This window comes from Saccharothrix syringae (assembly GCF_009498035.1).
Classification (GTDB): Bacteria; Actinomycetota; Actinomycetes; order Mycobacteriales; family Pseudonocardiaceae; genus Actinosynnema; species Actinosynnema syringae.
Map to the genome: position 1 here is coordinate 4,081,221 of NZ_CP034550.1, position 16,637 is coordinate 4,097,857.

The 16,637-nt window shown below is 73.7% G+C and carries 16 protein-coding genes and 1 pseudogene; 6 read left to right on the plus strand and 11 right to left on the minus strand.

Annotated elements, in window-relative coordinates:
• Nucleotides 1–123: 123 nt before the first annotated feature.
• A complete protein-coding gene (locus EKG83_RS17945; protein ID WP_033435476.1) occupies nt 124–750 on the minus strand; it encodes a TetR/AcrR family transcriptional regulator in 627 nt (208 codons plus the stop codon).
• 103 nt (nt 751–853) lie between these two features.
• On the opposite strand from EKG83_RS17945, the gene EKG83_RS17950 reads away from it, so the two are divergent.
• Nucleotides 854–1,873 (plus strand): hypothetical protein, encoded by a 1,020-nt coding sequence (locus EKG83_RS17950; RefSeq protein ID WP_033435475.1) that lies wholly within the window; start codon nt 854–856, stop codon nt 1,871–1,873.
• 62 nt (nt 1,874–1,935) lie between these two features.
• Here the strand turns inward: EKG83_RS17950 and EKG83_RS17955 are convergent, their stop codons facing one another.
• The 5 genes and pseudogenes from EKG83_RS17955 to EKG83_RS17975 all read right to left on the minus strand — a co-directional run bounded on the left by EKG83_RS17955 (nt 1,936) and on the right by EKG83_RS17975 (nt 7,203).
• Nucleotides 1,936–2,277: a hypothetical protein gene (locus EKG83_RS17955; protein WP_033435474.1), complete on the minus strand. Its 342-nt coding sequence runs from the start codon at nt 2,275–2,277 to the stop codon at nt 1,936–1,938.
• An 86-nt stretch (nt 2,278–2,363) separates the two neighbouring features.
• A complete protein-coding gene (locus tag EKG83_RS17960) occupies nt 2,364–3,299 on the minus strand; it encodes an RNA polymerase sigma-70 factor (protein WP_033435473.1) in 936 nt (311 codons plus the stop codon).
• Nucleotides 3,296–4,468, minus strand: a complete 1,173-nt coding sequence (locus EKG83_RS17965; RefSeq protein ID WP_033435472.1) for an NAD(P)/FAD-dependent oxidoreductase — start codon at nt 4,466–4,468, stop codon at nt 3,296–3,298. Before EKG83_RS17965 ends, EKG83_RS17960 begins: the two co-directional genes overlap by 4 nt.
• A 234-nt stretch (nt 4,469–4,702) precedes the next feature.
• Nucleotides 4,703–5,564, minus strand: a pseudogene (locus EKG83_RS17970) (IS110 family transposase); the annotation flags it as partial.
• 502 nt (nt 5,565–6,066) lie between these two features.
• A complete protein-coding gene (locus EKG83_RS17975; protein WP_051766632.1) occupies nt 6,067–7,203 on the minus strand; it encodes a serine hydrolase domain-containing protein in 1,137 nt (378 codons plus the stop codon).
• 267 nt (nt 7,204–7,470) lie between these two features.
• Between EKG83_RS17975 and EKG83_RS17980 the strand changes: the two genes are divergently transcribed.
• Together EKG83_RS17980 and EKG83_RS47875 are read left to right on the plus strand one after the other, a co-directional pair.
• Complete coding sequence (locus tag EKG83_RS17980) at nt 7,471–9,285, plus strand: flavin-containing monooxygenase (RefSeq protein ID WP_033434085.1); 1,815 nt, start codon at nt 7,471–7,473, stop codon at nt 9,283–9,285.
• Nucleotides 9,282–9,572 (plus strand): hypothetical protein, encoded by a 291-nt coding sequence (locus tag EKG83_RS47875; protein ID WP_051766633.1) that lies wholly within the window; start codon nt 9,282–9,284, stop codon nt 9,570–9,572. Before EKG83_RS17980 ends, EKG83_RS47875 begins: the two co-directional genes overlap by 4 nt.
• A 46-nt stretch (nt 9,573–9,618) precedes the next feature.
• Here the strand turns inward: EKG83_RS47875 and EKG83_RS47880 are convergent, their stop codons facing one another.
• Nucleotides 9,619–9,768, minus strand: a complete 150-nt coding sequence (locus tag EKG83_RS47880; protein WP_228122659.1) for a hypothetical protein — start codon at nt 9,766–9,768, stop codon at nt 9,619–9,621.
• Nucleotides 9,769–9,822: 54 nt separating this feature from the next.
• Between EKG83_RS47880 and EKG83_RS47885 the strand changes: the two genes are divergently transcribed.
• Nucleotides 9,823–10,533, plus strand: a complete 711-nt coding sequence (locus tag EKG83_RS47885; RefSeq protein WP_228122661.1) for an NHL repeat-containing protein — start codon at nt 9,823–9,825, stop codon at nt 10,531–10,533.
• On the opposite strand, the gene EKG83_RS17990 is transcribed toward EKG83_RS47885, so the two are convergent.
• The 4 genes from EKG83_RS17990 to EKG83_RS18005 are packed head-to-tail and all read right to left on the minus strand — an operon-like array spanning nt 10,481 to nt 13,767.
• Complete coding sequence (locus tag EKG83_RS17990; RefSeq protein WP_033434086.1) at nt 10,481–11,677, minus strand: cytochrome P450; 1,197 nt, start codon at nt 11,675–11,677, stop codon at nt 10,481–10,483. The genes EKG83_RS47885 and EKG83_RS17990 overlap by 53 nt on opposite strands.
• A gap of 17 nt (nt 11,678–11,694) precedes the next feature.
• Nucleotides 11,695–12,855, minus strand: a complete 1,161-nt coding sequence (locus EKG83_RS17995; protein ID WP_033434087.1) for an NAD(P)/FAD-dependent oxidoreductase — start codon at nt 12,853–12,855, stop codon at nt 11,695–11,697.
• Nucleotides 12,852–13,052: a ferredoxin gene (locus tag EKG83_RS18000; protein WP_033434088.1), complete on the minus strand. Its 201-nt coding sequence runs from the start codon at nt 13,050–13,052 to the stop codon at nt 12,852–12,854. Before EKG83_RS18000 ends, EKG83_RS17995 begins: the two co-directional genes overlap by 4 nt.
• 55 nt (nt 13,053–13,107) lie before the next feature.
• Entirely contained in the window at nt 13,108–13,767 is a 660-nt protein-coding gene (locus EKG83_RS18005; RefSeq protein WP_228122662.1) for a TetR/AcrR family transcriptional regulator, read from the minus strand.
• Between the two features lie 351 nt (nt 13,768–14,118).
• Here EKG83_RS18005 and EKG83_RS18010 point away from each other — a divergent pair, with 351 nt between their 5' ends.
• Both EKG83_RS18010 and EKG83_RS18015 read left to right on the plus strand, forming a co-directional pair.
• Complete coding sequence (locus EKG83_RS18010; RefSeq protein ID WP_153278194.1) at nt 14,119–14,988, plus strand: fibronectin type III domain-containing protein; 870 nt, start codon at nt 14,119–14,121, stop codon at nt 14,986–14,988.
• 542 nt (nt 14,989–15,530) lie between these two features.
• Nucleotides 15,531–16,637: an alpha/beta hydrolase gene (locus EKG83_RS18015; RefSeq protein WP_051766635.1), complete on the plus strand. Its 1,107-nt coding sequence runs from the start codon at nt 15,531–15,533 to the stop codon at nt 16,635–16,637.

Here is a 16,637-nt window from a genome sequence, read left to right on the forward strand (position 1 = left end):
CCTACGGGGACGTGGACGGGGCCACTGTCGCGCGGGCTCGCGGCCGGGCCGTCCCCGAACGCGCCCTGGCCGCGAACCGACGGCACGGACCCCGGGCCGCTCGGGCATCGCTCGCGCGGGTGGTCACGGGCGCTGCCCGGCCGCGTCGAGCGCGGGTGCCAGCGGTGCCAGTGCGGTGCGGAGCAGGTCGGGCAGCGAGCCGGACGGCACGACCAGCCCGCCGGGCGCGGTACCCGGCCGCACCCAGCCCTGGAGCGCGACCCGGATCGCGGCGGCGACGCTCGCCGCGAGCACGAGGGCGGTGTGCGGGTCGATGCCGTTGACGCGCCGGGTGATCGCGTCGGCGAGGGGGTGTTCGAGCGCACCGGTGGTCGCGATGAACGCCTCGCGCAGCTCGGTGTGGGTGGTGATCAGCAGCAGCGCGTCGCGGTGGTGCTCCCCCGGGTCGGTGTACTGCTCCACGACCGCCTCGACCACGGCGCGGGAGAGGCGGTCGCCGGCGGGGCGGGCGACCACCGCCGCCGCGATCCGCGCCTCCCGCTCGGCGGTGACGGCGGCGACGATCGCCTGCTCGCGGCTGGAGAAGTAGTTGTTGTAGGTCCTGGGTGAGACCCCGGCCGCCTCGGCGATGTCGTCGACGCGCACGTTCGCCGGTCCGCGCGCCAGGGCCAGCCGCAGGGCCGCCTCGCGCAACGCCTCCCTGGTGGCCTGCTTCTTCTGCTCGCGCAGCCCTGCTCGCCGTGTCGTCACGCCCGGAGTGTGCCAGCAGAAGTGCGTGCGCGCAAACTTGCGTGCACGCACTTTTCTGCCTAGCGTCGGCGCCCTCACCTCACGACCGGAAGGGACCAACCCCATGCGCGCCAAGGGCATCGCCTACGACACCGGCTTCGTCCACAACGGCGAGACCTCCCGCGAGGTCTTCGACCCCGACCTGGTGCGGCGGGAGCTGGCCGTCATCCGCGACGACCTGCACTGCAACGCCGTCCACCTCGTCGGCGGCGATCCGGAGCGGCTGGAACTGGCCGCCCGGAGGGCGGCCGAACTCGGGCTGGAGGTCTGGTTCTCGCCCTACCCGCTGAACCTCACGGCCACGGAGATGCTGGCCCTGTTCGACGACTGCGCGCGGCGGGCGGAGCGGGTCCGGCGCGACGGGGCCGAGGTCGTGTTCGTCACCGGCGTCGAGCTGACCCTCATGGCCCGGGGGTTCGTGCCGGGGGACGACATCGCCGAGCGCCTTGACTGGATGCTCGGCCGACCCGACGGACTCGGTGAGCGGATCACCGAGGTCAGTGCGCGCCTCGGCGACTTCCTCGAAGACGCCGTGAGAACGGTCCGCGAGCACTTCCGGGGGAAGATCACGTACGCCTGCATCCCGTTCGAGCGCGTCGACTGGGCGCTTTTCGACATCATGTCGGTCGAACTCATCCGGTCCGCCGAGGTGGCCGACCGGTTCCAGGAGGGCGTGCGGACCCTGGTGGCGCAGGGGAAGCCGGTCGCGATCACCGGCTTCGGCACGGCCACCTGGCGCGGTTCGGGCGACCGGGCCCCGCGCAGCATGGAGATCGTCGAGCGCGACGAGACCGGCCGCCCGGTCCGGCTGAACGGGGACTACGACCGCGACGAGGACGGACAGGCCAAGTACCTGCGCGAGTTGCTGGAGATCTTCGACGCCGAAGGTGTCGACAGCGCCTTCGTGTACCTCTTCGCGCTCCACAACTACCCGCACCGACCCAACGACCCCCGCCACGACCTCGACCTGGCCAGCATCGGCATCGTCAAGGTGCTCGAAGGGCGTAACGGCGACACCTATCCGGACATGCCGTGGGAACCGAAGGCCGCCTTCACCGCGCTGGCCGACCACTACCGCGGCTGACAGCGGAACGCCTTCGCCGCCGGGCACGGCGTCCGGCCGCGAAGGCGTTCCGCGGCTTCGGATCAGGTCGAGGTGGTGAGCGAGATGTCCGAGACGCCCCAGTAGCAGTTGGAGTCGGCGGTGGAGTACCAGGTGCCGCCGCTGTTGTTGTGCTGCCAGTTGCCGTAGTAGGTGAAGCCGAAGCTGCACTTGACCTTGGCCCGCCAGGTGCCCGCCTGGGTGCCGGTGCAGGCCAGCGTGCCGTCACCGCCCGCGGTCTCCCAGGTCTGGCAGTTCAGCGACCAGTACTGGAACCCGGCTCCCGGGGTGACGGCCGAGGCCGCGGGCGCCGCGAGGGTCGTGGCACCGGTCAGCACCGCGGCGACGGCGGCGGCGGTGGCGAAACGGCGTGTGGGGTGCCGCATGGCTTGCTCCTTGATCGGTCGGCGGTGCGGGTGCGCCCCGCTTCGACACCGATCCTGCTGCGGCAGGGCGGCACGTCCCAGGACCACTACGCGATCCCTTGTGGTGCACCACTCCACCGGGGTGGCCTGAGGTCGTGCGCGGTGCCACCGGCGACGGCCCGGAGCTTGTCCGGGTTGGCCACGTTGTGGATCGCGGTGACCCGGCCGTCGGCGTCGAAGTCGAAGGTGACGGTGGCGATCACCCGGTCCGGTCCGCGGAACACCACGCCGGGCCCGCCGTTGACCTCGACGAGTTCGGCGTTCATGTCGGCGGGCTCGACCCCCTGGTAGCTGACGGTGCCGATGGCGGCGAACCAGGAGGCCACCGCGGACGCGCCCACCACCGGGCGCAGCGCCTGGCGGACCTTGCCGCCGCCGTCGGTCCACAGCGCGACGTCCGGGGACAGCAGCTCCATCAAGGCGTTGATGTCGCCACCGGTCGCGGCGGCGAGGAACCGCTCGGTGACCTCCTGCCGGCGCGCGCGGTCCGCGGTGAAGCGCGGGCGCCGGGCCCGCACGTGCTCGCGCGCGCGGTGCGCGGCCTGCCGCACCGCGACCTCGGAGCGCTCCACCGCCTCCGCGATCTCGGCGTGGCTGAAGCCGAAGACCTCCTTCAGCACGAACACCGCGCGCTCCAGCGGGCTCAGCGCCTCCAGCACCACCAGCACCGCCATCGACACCGACTCCGCGTCCGCGGCGGGGTGCTCGTCGGTGAGGACGGGCTCCGGCAGCCACGGCCCCACGTAGGTCTCCCGCCGGTACCGGGCGGAGCGCAGCCGTTCCAGCGCCTGGTTCGACACGATCCGGGTCAGGTACGCCTTGGGGTCGGCCACCCGCGAGCGGTCCGCGGCCGACCACTTGAGCCAGGCGTCCTGCACCGCGTCCTCGGCGTCGGCCGCGGTGCCCAGGACGCGGTAGGCCACCGAGAACAGCAGGTTGCGGTGTTGGTGGAACACCTGCTCGGCGGGGTCCGCGGCGCTCATCGCGCCACCCGGGTGACCCGGCCGCCACGGGGCCAGAACGCGCCCGAGGCGGGCATCTTCTTCATGCGGCCGTAGGTCGGCCAGGGCGAAGCGGTCACCACCTCCTTGTACCTGACCGCCGCGCGGCCGGTCAGGTGGATGCGGCGCGGGCTGTCGTCGGGGTGGGTGAACTGCACCACGGCGTCGTTGCGGCCCAGGCTCACCGGCGTGTGGTAGTAGCCGAAGCGGAACGGCTTGGGCTGCCTGCCCCGCAACGCGCGGAGGATCGACAGCGCGGCGTGCACCCCGGTCGGCATGCCGCTCTGGCAGGTGCCGTGCACGACGCCGTAGCCCTGGCGGATCGCGGCCGCGTCGCCCACGGCGAACACCTCCGGGTGCGACACCGACCGCAGCGCCGCATCGGTGACGATGCGACCGCGCTCGTCGGTGGTGAACCCGGCGGCGGCGGCCAGCGGCGACACCCGCGTGCCACCGGTCCACAGCACCACGTCGGCGGCGACGCCCTCCCCGTCCGCGAGGTCGACCGCGCCGGGGCGCACCCCGACCACCTCGACCCCGGCGCGCACCCGGACGCCCAGCCGGTCGAGCGCGGCCCGCAGGTACGCCCGGGCCCTCGGGTTCAGCTCCGAACCGGGTTCCCGCCGGCCCAGCAGCACGACGTCCAACCCCGGGTGCCGCTCGGCGATCTCCGCGGCCGACTCCACCCCGGTGAGCCCGCTGCCGACGACCACCACCGCGCCGCCGCCCGACCGCGCCAGCCGGTCGGCCAGCACCTCGGCGTCCCGGGTGCTGTCCAGGGTGTGCGCGTGGTCCTCGACCCCCGGCACGGACGCCGTGTCGGTCACGCCGCCCAGCGCGTACACCAGCGTGTCGTAGTGCAGGACCAGGTCGTCGTCGACCCGCACCGCCTTCGCGCCCGCGTCCACCGCCGTGACCCAGCCGCGCACGAACCGCGCGCCCGTGCCCTCCAGCAGCTTCGGGATGTCCAGTTCGGACAGCTCCTGCCCGGTCGCCGCCATGGGGAGCCGCAACCGCTCGGTGAACCGCTCCTGCGCGTTCACCAGGGTCACCCGCACGTCCTCGCGCCGCCTGACCCGGGCCGCGAGCTGGACCGCCGCGGCCATGCCCGCGTAACCCGCTCCCAGGACCACCACGTGGTGCGCGCTCATCGTTCCGCCTTCCTCTTCCCGGTTGCCGACGACCACGAGATGGGAGCGACCCGGCCGTTCGTGACCTGACGTCGTTGTGATGCCCGACACAGGGGGTGGGGCCGCCGCGCGGCCGGGTGGTCCGGTGCCGCGTGGCGGGGGTGTCCCTGTGGTTGTCAAGCCGCGGCCGGGGTGGGAGCGGGTCGGGGTGTCGGTAGTGGGTTTTGGTGCGGAGCATGGCAGGACGTCGTAGCGTCGTCGGGCCAGGCGGATCAGGGCGGCGTAGGCGGCCGGGTGGGCGGAGCCGGCGAAGCCTGTGGCGTCGCCGGCTTCGAGCAGGATGCGGGCGGCGGTCGGAGACCCCGGTGCCGGGTATCGGGGTCAGGACCTCGGCGAGAGGGTGCGCATCAGGCGTCCCTTCGACCTCGTCGGCGATGTTTTTGTGTTGGTGCAGCACGGTTTTGAGGCTGTCGGCGAGCCTGGGCAGCACGGTGTCGGCGGCCGTGGTGCCGGGAACGGTCACGGTCTGTTCGTCCAGGGCTGTCCAGGTCTGCTCGACCAGCCTGGCGTCCATGCGGGGTGTGTGGGCGGTGGCGATGGCGATGGCGGCGACTTTGCGTCGCCCGGCTTTGCGGATGCCGGCGGGCAGGCTGCGGGTGCGGTGGGAGACGTGGGTGGCCTCGGCGGCCGGGGCGTCGTCGAAGCCGACCGGGACGCCGGGTTCGGCCGGGGTGTCGTCGCCGGTGTCGACCTTGGGCAGGGTGTGGGGCAGGGTGCGGGCGGCGTCGGGGATGACGTGGGCGTCGCGGGCGTCGGTCTTGGCGTTGCCGGGGTGGAGGTCGGCGATGCGGCGCATGGCCGGGCCGGGCAGGTAGGCGACCTGGTGCCCGAGGGCGCGGGCGGCCGTGACGGGCAGGGCGCCGATGGTGGCGGGCTGGTCGACCACGACCGGCGCCGTCCCGTGTCGGGCCAGCTTGTCGAACACCGCCCGGAGTTTGGGTTCGCTGTTGGGCAGCGGTGCGTCGTGCAGGCGTTTGCCGGTGGCGTCCAGGGCGACGGCGTGGTGTTCGCCCTTGCCCACGTCCAGGCCGAGGAACACCTGGTAGCCGCTGGTCATGCTGGGGTTCTTCCGTCTCGTGCCGGGTGGTCGCGGGTCGGGCATCGTCGGCCGGCGGCCACGTTACGACGAGACCTGCCCGAAGGTGGCCGTGTCCCTGTCGGCGGTCCGGCGATGCCACCGGGTCTGGTGACACCACCTCCCGGATCATGCGTTCGACCCGGGGGCGCACGTCATGCCGGACCCGGCGACCACAGCTCCTTGATCAGGAACCACGAAGAAGGCAAAGGGGGATCGGCAGCCGGTGGAGGTCGAGATCCGGTCGGTGCCGCCGGGAAAGGCGGCCTGCCTCGCGACCTGACCCCGGCCACCGAGCCGGGCTTCGGCCGAACCCCGTGCTCAGCCCGGAAAGACACGCTGGCAGGACCGAAGACCCATTCCTGCCGAAAGGCTCTTTCCCGCCGCGGTCGGGACTCTGCGTGACAGATCCATCCGCTGTGGCAACGGACATCGGGCCAAGAGCGAGTGACGCACGGATGGGACCACGCACCACGAGGAACTCTCAGTCGCGGCGCTGCTCGCAGAACAGGCGGTCGACGATCCTGTCCGAGGCGGCTGCCAGGGCGGCTATGTCCTCCAAGCTGTTGCCGTGGGCGCCGGTGTAGGCCAGGGCGATGCCGTGCTCGCCATCGGGGGAGACGCCGCCCCGGCTGATGGTGCCGGTGGTGTTGCCGCCGTGGTCCCAGTAGTAGCCCCCGCAGGTCAGGGGTTTGCGGTAGAGGCCGAGGCCGTACTCCAGGCCGTCGTCGGCGGGCCTGGTCCGGAGCATCTCGGCCAGTTCCGCCGGGCGGAGGAGGCGGCCGGACATCAGGGCCCGGAAGAACCGGTCGAGGTCCCTGGTGGTGCTGATGACCTGGCCCGCGGCGTCGCTGGAGCTGGGGTTGAACTCGGTGGTGTCGCTGAGCTCGCCGCCCAGGGTCCACTGCTGGTAGGCCCGGGCGTGCGGTTCGGGCAGGCGGGGGTCGTCGCCCGGCACGCTGGTGCCGGTCAGGCCCAGGGGCCGGATGATGCGCTGCCGCACCTCGTGCGCCCACGGGTGGCCGGTCACCGCCTGGATCACCAGCCCCGCCACCACGTAGCCGGTGTTGGAGTACGACCACGCCTCACCGGGCCGGGAGGTGGGTGGGCGGGCCAGCGCCAGGGCGACCAGTTGCCGCGGCTCGTAGTGGTCGAAGCGGTGCTCCTCGAAGCCCGCGCGGTCCCGGCCCGGTAGCGCGGCGCGGTACTCGGGCAGGCCGCTGGTGTGCTGGAGCAGGTGCCGCACGGTGATCCCGCGGTCGGGGAGCAAGCCGGGCAGGTGCTGCTCCACGGCGTCGTCCAGGCCCAGCCTGCCCTCGCCGACCAGTTGGAGCACGACGGTGGCGACGAAGGTCTTGGTGTAGCTGGCCACGCGGTAGTGGCCCTCGGCCGGCACGGGGCGGCCGGTGGTGACGTCGGCCAGGCCGCTGGTGGCGGTCCAGGTCCTCCGCCCGCTGGTGACGCGGGCCTGGATGCCGATGACGCCCCGCTGCCGGAGCGCGTCCACGTCGCGCTGGAGCTCGGCCCTGGTGTAGCCGGGGCTCGCTTGCGCGGGTGGCGCGGGGGAGAGGAGGGCGAGGCAGAGGGAGGTGACCAGGGCGGTGATGGCGGTGGGTTTCATGGGGATCATGGTCTTGCGGGACGGGGGTGGAGCACATCGGACCGTGGTCCGGACTTCGAGGTCGGACCGTGGTCCGATGGGAGTCGTCACCAAGCGGAATCGACGGGTCACGCGGTGGCGTCACCCGCGCTTTTAAGTCAGTCGCTTGACTCAAAGCAAGCGGGTTCGTTTAGCTGGTCCCAGGCCGCGATGAGCGCTGCCCGGACGACGGCGCACGACGCGCGAAGCAAGACCACGTCGCACGCGAGCCCACCCAGAGAGGCAGGCATGTCCACCACCCAGAGCTCCCCCCGGGTCCCGGCCGACCCGGGTTTCGACCTGGACGCCCTCCGGGCCAGGTACCGGGCCGAGCGCGACCGCCGCGTCCGACCCGACGGCAGCGCCCAGTACCGCCGCGCCGAGGGCGAGTTCGGCTACTACGCCGAGGACCCCCACGTGGAGCCCGGCTTCACCAGGGAACCGCTGCGCGACCGGGTCGAAGTGGTGGTCGTCGGCGGCGGCTTCGGCGGCCTGATCACCGCCGCGCGCCTGCGCCAGGCGGGTGTCGGGGGCATCCGCGTGATCGACAAGGCCGGCGACTTCGGCGGCACCTGGTACTGGAACCGCTACCCCGGCATCCACTGCGACATCGAGTCCTACATCTACCTGCCGCTGCTGGAGGAGGTCGGCTACGTCCCGAAGTGGAAGTACGCGCCGGGCGAGGAGATCCGGCAGCACGCCCGCGCCATCGGCCGCCACTTCGACCTCTACCGCGACGCCTGCTTCCAGACGCAGGTCACCGACCTGCGCTGGGACGAGGACACCACCGAGTGGGTCGTGCGCACCGACCGCGACGACCGGATCCGCGCCCGCTACGTGGTGATCTCCAACGGCACGCTCGACCACCCCAAACTGCCCGGCATCCCCGGCATCGAGGACTTCCGCGGCCACACCTTCCACACCAGCCGCTGGGACTACGGCTACACCGGCGGCGACGCGAACGGCGACCTCACCGGCCTGGCCGACAAGCGCGTCGCCCTGGTCGGCACCGGCGCGACCGGCGTCCAGGTCGTGCCGCACCTGGGCCGCGACGCCCGCCACCTGTTCGTGTTCCAGCGCACCCCCTCCACGGTCGACGTCCGCGGCAACCGCCCCACCGACCCGGCGTGGGCCGCCTCGCTGACCCCGGGCTGGCAGCGCCGCCGCATGGAGAACTTCCTCACCGTCGTCACCGGCGGCCAGGCCGAGGACGCGGTCGCCGACGGCTGGACCGGCAGCGCCCGCCTGCTGGGCAAGCTGATCCCCACCGACGCCTACGGCGACCTCCCGCCCGAGGAGCGGGAGCGCGTCGACGAGATCGTCGACGCGCAGAAGATGAACGAGCTGCGCGCCCGCGTCGACGCCGTCGTCGAGGACCCGGCCACGGCCGAGCTGCTCAAGCCCTGGTACCGCTACATGTGCAAGCGCCCCACCTTCAGCGACCACTACCTGGAGACCTTCAACCGGCCCAACGTCACGCTGGTCGACACCGCCGACCACGGCGGCGTCGAGCGCGTCACCGGGAACGCCGTGGTGGTCGGCGACCGCGAGTACGAGGTCGACTGCGTCGTCTTCGCAACCGGCTTCGAGGTCGGCATGTCCGGCGTGATGACCGGGCGCGTGCCGGTGCGCGGCCGCGGCGGCCTCCCGCTGCTCGCGCACTGGCGCAACGGCCCGCGGACGCTGCACGGCTTCTACAGCCACGGCTTCCCCAACCTCTTCCACCTCGGCCCCCTGCAGAACGCCCCCTCGGTCAACTTCGTGCACGTGCTGGAGGAGCAGGCCGGGCACATCGCCGCGGTGGTCGCCGAGGCCCGCGCCCGCGGCGCCCGGTACGTCGAGCCCGGCGAGGCGGCCGAGGGCGCCTGGGTGGCCACGATCCGCGCGACGGCACCCGACCAGTACGGGTTCTTCGCCGAGTGCACCCCCGGCTACTACAACGACGAGGGCAGGCCGCGGGAGCGCGGCGAGTCCTTCGGAGACGGCCCGGTGGCGTTCCACCGGCTGCTGCGCCGCTGGCGCGCCGAGGGCGGCATGGACGACGTCCTGGTCGGTGCCCGGTGACCGCTACGCCCAGCCGGTTCGACCGCACGGGCCGCCACCGCGCCACGAGCACCCGCGCCGTGGACCTCGCCTCGGGCGACGTCGAGGTGGTGGTGCCGGTGGACGGCCCGGTGCGGTCGCCGGACGACCTGGCCTTCGGCGCGGACGGCTCGATGTACGTCACCGACCTGGTGCCCGGCCAGGTGCGGCGCCGCGACCCCGCCGGCGGGTACGCCTGGTGTCCGACCGGGTGCGGGTGCCCAACGGCATCACCTGCGTGGGCGACCGGCTGTTCGTCAACGAGATGAAGGTGGACGGCCGGGTGCTGGAGCTGTTCCCCGACGGCTGCCTCTACTACCCCCACATGCTCACCGACCAGGTGTTCCGGCTGCCCCTCGACGGCGGCGCGCCGGAGCTGGTCGCCGAGGACGTCCACGAACCGGTGGCGGTGCGCTTCGACCGGGGCGGCGCCCTGGTGGTGCTCTCGCGCGGCGCGGAGGGCATCGTGACCAGGATCGACCTGTTCGGCGGCGGGGGCGGTCGGTGGTGGCCAGCGGCGTGGTGGGGCTGGACAACGCGGCGTTCGACGACGAGAACCGCATGTTCGTGTCGAGCTTCGCCAGCGGGGGCATCGCGGAGGTTCACCCCGACGGGCGAACGAGGGAGGTCGTGCCCGCCGGGTTCGACGGCCCGTACGGGGTGGCGGTCGACCTCGGCGGCACGGTGTACGCGGCCGATCACTACCGCCTGGCGCGGCCGGAGGCCGGTGGCGTGGCCACGCACGAGATGCTGATCTTCGTGCACGGCATCGCCGCCGACCACGGCCTGCTGCACGTCACCTCGCAGTACGGCGACGTGCGCACCTACGACCCGGCCACCCGCACCGCGCGGGTCCGGGCGGTCGGCCTGGACCGGCCCGCGGGCATCGCGGTGCGCGGCGACGGCGCGCTGGTGGTCGCCGAGACGGGCACCGGGCGCGTCCTGGCCATCGGCGGCGACGACGAGGTGACCGTGCTCGCCGAGGGGCTGGACTCGCCCGTCGACGTCGCCTTCGACGCCGAGCAGCGCTGCTACGCCGGCGACGACCGGCGCGCCGCGGCAGTTCGCCGGCCTGGCGGTGGGCCCGGACGGCTCGCTCTACGTCTCGGCCAACGGCGAGGGCAGCGTGCTGCACCTGTCCCCGGCCTGACCACCGGCCCCGGCCGGGGACAGGCGGTCACCACGCCACGGGCAGCTCGTGGACGCCGTAGACGAAGCCGTCGTGCTTGAACGGGACGTCCGCGAAGTCCGCGGCCAGGCGCAGCGTCGGCACCCGGCGGTAGAGCGTGCGGTAGACGATTTCCAGCTCCAGGCGGGCCAGCGGCTGGCCCAGGCACTGGTGGACGCCGAAGCCGAACGCCACGTGGTGGCGCGCCTCGCGGGTGATGTCGAGCCGGTCGGGGTCGGGAAAGGCGTCGGGGTCGCGGTTGGCGACGTCGTTGGGCAGGACCAGCCCTTCGCCCGCCTTCACCGGGCAGCCGGCGACCTCCAGGTCCTCCAGGGCGACCCGGCGGCGGCCGTTGTGGGTGATGGTGAGGTAGCGCAGCATCTCCTCCACGGCGCGGCCGGCGACGGCCGGGTCGTCGGAGTCGCGCAGCAGGGCCAGCTGGTCGGGGTCGCGCAGGAGCAGCAGGGTGCTCAGCGCGATCATGTTCGCGGTGGTCTCGTGGCCGGCGATGAGCAGCAGCACGGCCATTTCGGTGGCCTCGCGGTGGCTCAGCTCGCCGGCCTCGATCCGCGCGCCGAGCCGGGACAGCAGGTCGTCGCCGGGGCGCCCGACCTTCGCCGCGACCAGGCCGCCCAGGTACTCGGCCAGCCGCCGGGACGCCGCGGCCCGCTCCTCCGGGGTGGAGTCGCGGTTGATGACGGCCTTGCTGTTCGCCTGGAAGAAGTCGTGGTCGGCGTAGGGCACGTCGAGCAGGTCGCAGATCACCAGCGACGGCACCGGCAGCGCGAACGCCCCCACCAGGTCGGTGGGGTTGGGCCCGGCGAGCATGGCGTCCAGGGCGTCGTCCACGACCGCCTGCACGGCCGGGCGCATGGCGGCGACGTTCTTGACGGTGAACGCCGAGCCGACCATGCGCCGCAGGCGCGCGTGCTCGGGGTCGTCCACGCCGATGAAGCTCAGCGAGCCGCCGCCGGGCGCGGAACGCGGGTAGGCCGGGTGGGTCATGTCCGCGCTGACCCGGCGGTCGGTCAGCACGGCGCGCTGGTCGGCGTAGCGGGTGACCAGCCACGGCGTGCTGCCGTCCCAGAGCCGGACGCGGGTGAGCGGTGTCCGCCGCTGGAGTTCGCGCAGCTGCGGCGGCGGGTCGAAGGGGCAGCCGGCCGCGCGCGGCATCGGGTACTCGGGGACCTCGGGGGTGCTCGTCATCGCGGGTGTCCTCCCGGTTAACGGATCGGCGCGAGCAGCCGGGCGCGGTGCTGCCGGGTCTGCTTGGGCATGTTCCAGCCCAGGACGCCCACCACCCGGCCGTCGCGCTCGTAGCGGGCCACGAACCGACGTGCCTCGACGTCACCGTCCACAACGGACACGTCCGCGCCGGAGGGCACGCCGTGGACCTGCAGCCGGGCGTCGAACTGGTCGGTCCAGAAGTACGGCACCGGCACGTAGGCGCGGTCGGTGCCCAGGATGTTGTCGGCGACGGCGCCGGCCTGCTCGGTGGCGTTGGTGCGGTTCTCCAGCCGCAGCGCGACGCCCAGGTCCTCGTGGTGCCACCGCGCCACGTCGCCCACCGCGTACACCCCCTCGGCGGCACGGCACCGGGCGTCGCACACCACGCCGTTGTCCAGCTCCAGGCCGCTGCCGGCGAGCCAGTCGGTGTTGGGGATCGAGCCCAGCGCCACCACGACCACGTCGGCGGGCAGCACGTCACCGGCGTCCAGGCGCACCCCGGTGACGCGGCCGTCGCGCGAGGTCAGGCCGAGCACGGCCGAGCCCAGGCGCAGCCGGACGCCGTGCCCGGCGTGCAGGTCGGCCAGCAGGCCCGAAGCGAGCGGGCCGAGCTGCGCGGCCAGGGGCGCGGCCTGCGGGCCGGCGAGCGCGGTCTCCACGCCCAGGCCGCGCGCGGTGGCGGCGACCTCGGCGCCGAGCACGCCGTCGCCGACCACCACCAGCCGCGCCGGCGGGCGCAGGTCGGCGCGCAGCGCGAGGGCGTCGTCGAGGGTGCGCAGCACGTGCACCCCGGCCAACCCGGCCTGGTCGGGCAGGGTCCGCGGGCGCACGCCGGTGGCGAGCACGACGGCGTCCGCCCGCAGGGTGAGCCCGCTCGCCGTGGTCACCGCGCGGTTCGCCACGTCCAGGGCCACCGCCGGGTCGCCCAGGACGAACCGGGCGTCGAGCGCGGCCAGCACCCCGTCGTCGCGCAGCCGGGCGCGTTCGGGTTCCCACGCACCGGAGAGGACCTGCTTGGACAGCGGCGGCCGGTCGTAGGGGTGGTGGGGCTCGTCGCCGAGCAGGGTCAGCCCGCCGGTGTAGCCCTTGCGGCGCAGGGCCTCCGCGGTGGACAGCCCGGCCGCCGCGGCGCCCACGACCAGGACGTGGGAGGTCACGCCGTGCCGCTGAGGGTGATGGCGGCGGCGGGGCACACGTCGGCCGCCTCGCGCACCGCGCCGTGCAGGTGCCCGGCGGGCTCGGGGGCGAGCAGCACCACCACGCCGTCCTCGTCGCGCTGGTCGAAGACGTCGGGCGCGGCCAGCACGCACGAGCCCGCGCCGCAGCACCTGTCCTCGTCCACGGAGACCTTCATCGGTCGAACTCCTTCGTGTGTCGTCGTTCCCGGCGCGCACCGCGACCGGGAGCCCTCACGGACGACGCGAGACCGGCGCCAGCCAGAGGCCGGTGATCGCGTCGACCAGCCCGGTGGCCGCGTCGTCCCACGTGGACCGCACCGCGACGGTCCCGTCGGCCACCGCGCGCTCGCGCTCGGCGCAGACGTGCACCACGAGGTCGCGGACCATGTCGCCGCGCTCGGCCCGCACGTCGTCGGGCAGGTCGGGCAGGCACCGGCGCAGCCCGTCGAGCACCCGGCGCAGCGACGGCGTGGCCAGCGCCTCCTCGGTCATGACCGCGCGGAACCCCGGGTCGGTGATCACCTGGGCGGCGAACCGGGCGAACCACGTCGGGTCGCCCAGCGCGGCCAGGTGCCGGGTCACCGGGCGCACCAGGCAGTCCACCCAGTCCCGGACCTCCACCGACCCCTCGACCGCGGCGACCGCCTCCAGCCGCAGCGGCTCGATGCGCTCGGTGTGCCGGCGCACGATCGTCCGGACCAGGTCGGCCTTGGTGCCGAAGTGGTAGCCGACCGCGGCGTTGTTGCCCTGGCCGGCGGCCGTGCTGATCTGGCGGTTGGACACCGCGTACAGGCCCCGCTCGGCGAACAGCCGCTCCGCGGTGTCCAGGATCTGCCGGCGCGTGGTGCCCACCTGCTCCGCCCTGGGGCCCCTGCCGACGTCGGTCACCACGGTCGCCACCGTACCGGCACCGCGCGGAAGCCCCCGACGACCAGGTCTTCGACCCGCTCGGGCACCGCGGGGTCGGCGTGGGGGTGCCGGTCCGCCTCGTGTCCCACGGAAGCCTCCTGCGCGTCGTATCCGCCGGCCCATAGTGAAACGACGGGAGTATCGCTAAGTCAAGCGATTGATTTAAATTTGCGCCCCTTCGGCATCGACGCCTCCCGGCGGACACCGCGTGGGCGGTCACCGCCGCCCTGCTGCCGCGCGAACTGAGGTCGGTTGACCGCATTCCGGGCGGGGGAGAGCTGTGGCACGCTGACCGGCGGGCGAGCGGAACTTCAACGGAGAGGCGGGAAACCCGTGCGCGGAACCCCACGACGTGTCGCTGTCGGCCTGCTCGCCCTGGCCCTGCTGGGCGTGACCGCCCCGGGCGGCGCGTCCGCCGCGCCCGCCGAACTGGGCCTGGACTACACGTGCGCGACGTCCCTCGGCCCGCGGGTGCCGGTGCGGGTGCAGGTCAGGGCGGGGCTGCCCGACGAGGTGTCCGGGCAGCCGAACACCGTCGCCTACTACGAACCCGCCTACGTCGACGTGGACCTGGCCTTCGGCGGTGCGGCGGCGCTCGGCGCGGCCGCGGTGCGCATCGACGGCGACAGCACCGCGACGCTCGGCGCGACCTTCACCGGTCCCGGCGGGACGCAGGCGGCCGAGGCGGCGCTGACCTTCGCGCCCACCAAGGTCACCGGCGGGGCGGTGCCCCGCGCGGCGGGCGGCTTCCCGGCGCTGTACTTCCACCAGGCGGGCCAGTACGCCGTCCACCTGGGCGACCTCGCGCTGTCCCTGCGGCCGGAACGGGCGGACGGGACGCCCCTGGGCGTGGTCACCGCGACCTGCTCCCACGACCCGGCGGCCGACGACCGGCTGGCCACCCTGACCTCCCACAGCATCATCATCGAGCGGCCGGTGCGCCCGACCCAGCTGCGCGTGACCGCGACGACGCCCACCAGCGCGTCGTTCTCCTGGTACTCGTCCCCGTGGTGGTTCGAGACCGCCGGCTACGAGATCTACCTCGACGACGTGAAGGTCGCCTTCGTCACCGAGAAGCAGGCGACCCTCACCGGGCTGGCGCCGGACAGCCAGCACCGGGTGAAGGTCGTGACCCGCGACGTCGGCGGCTTCTCGTCGACGAAGAGCCAGGGCCTGGTCTTCGCCACGCCGCCGGCGCGCTGACCGCGGACGAGGGCCGGCCTCGTCGTCCGGGACTCCCGCGCCGTCGATCGCGCGGCTGGTCGCGGCGGACGCCGTGCGGGCCGTGGTCCACGACTTCACCGCACGCGGCCTGGCGGCGCTGGACCCCGGGTGGGCGGGGGGGCCGTCGCTCGACGGAACCCGGAAGCCTCCGACGACCCGGACTTCGACGCCGAACCCGACCGCATCGACGAGGTCCTGACCCGCTTCCCACGGCGGTGTTCCGCCTTCGACCGGTTCAGGCCGCTGCCCGTCCGACCGCACCACGGCTGCTACTCCGTCGGCGACGACAGGCCCATGGACGATCCTCGAGCAGCCTGACCAACCCGGCGACCCCATGTGGTCAACGCACCAGGCGCCGCTCTGGACGTCGAAAAGGGGGAACTCCGCCGCGGTGCCGATGGGCAACGGCGGTGCGGCGCCAGACCTTGTTTCTTGACTTCCAATCAAGAGAGATCTAGCGTTCGCGTCACCAGCTCTTGATTGCAAGTCAAGAGCCGCGGGTGAGCTGAACAGGGTGGGCGATGGACACTTCGGCGGCGAAGGACAGCCGCACTGCGTCGGTGCGGCGGGACGTGTGGTTCGAGTCCGAGGGCGTGCGGTGCGCGGCGTGGCTGTACACGCCGACAGCGGGGGGCGGGCCCCGGCCGTTGGTGGTCATGGCGCACGGGTTGGGTGCGGTGCGGGAGTGGCGGTTGGACGCGTTCGCGGAGCGCTTCGCCGCGCAGGGGTGGATGGTGCTGGTGTTCGACTACCGGTACCTGGGGGCCAGCGGGGGATCTCCTCGGCAGTTGCTCGACATCGGCGACCAGCTCGACGACTGGCGGGCGGCACTGGCCTACGGCCGGTCCCTGCCGGAGGTCGACCCGGACCGGATCGCGGTGTGGGGGACCTCGTTCGGCGGCGGGCACGTGCTGCGGGTCGCGAGCGAGGACCACGGCGTGGCCGCCGTGGTGGCCCAGTGCCCGTTCACCGACGGTCCGGCGTCGTTGATCTCCCGGTTCCGGTCCGGCCCGTTGAGCGTGGTCGGGCTCGTCATCGCCGCCGTGCTCGATGTGCTCGGGTCGGTGTTCGGCGCGAAGCCGGTGCTGGCCCCGGTGGTCGGGGTGTGGTGGATGCCCGCCTTCCTGGTGTCGCCGACCGCGATCGCCGCGGCGTCCAGGCTGATACCGGCGGGGTCCCGGCTCTCGCCTCGCACCGCCCGGGTCCTCGCCCGGGTCCCCGCCGTGGGCAAGGGGTTGTCCCCGACCGTCGAGACGGGCGGGCAGCCGTTCCGCCCCGGCGACACCGCTGTCGGCCGCGACACGATCTGGGGTGTCATGACGGGCCCGGACGGTGGCGGCGCCAGCGCCAACGCGATCGCGGCCCGGCTCGCGTTGCGGTTGCCGCTGTACCGGCCGGGCAAGGACCTGCGCAAGATCGCCGCGGCGACCCTGTTGTGCGTGTGCGACGACGACCGCGCCGCCCCCGCGCGCACCACGGCCCGCCTTGCGGCCGGGCAGGACCACGTCCAGGTCAACCACTACGACGGCGACCACTTCGACATCTACGTCGGTGATCTGTTCGAGCGCGCCGTCGCGGACCAGATCCGGTTCCTCGCAGCCCGGTTCACGGCCGCGGCGGGCCGGTAG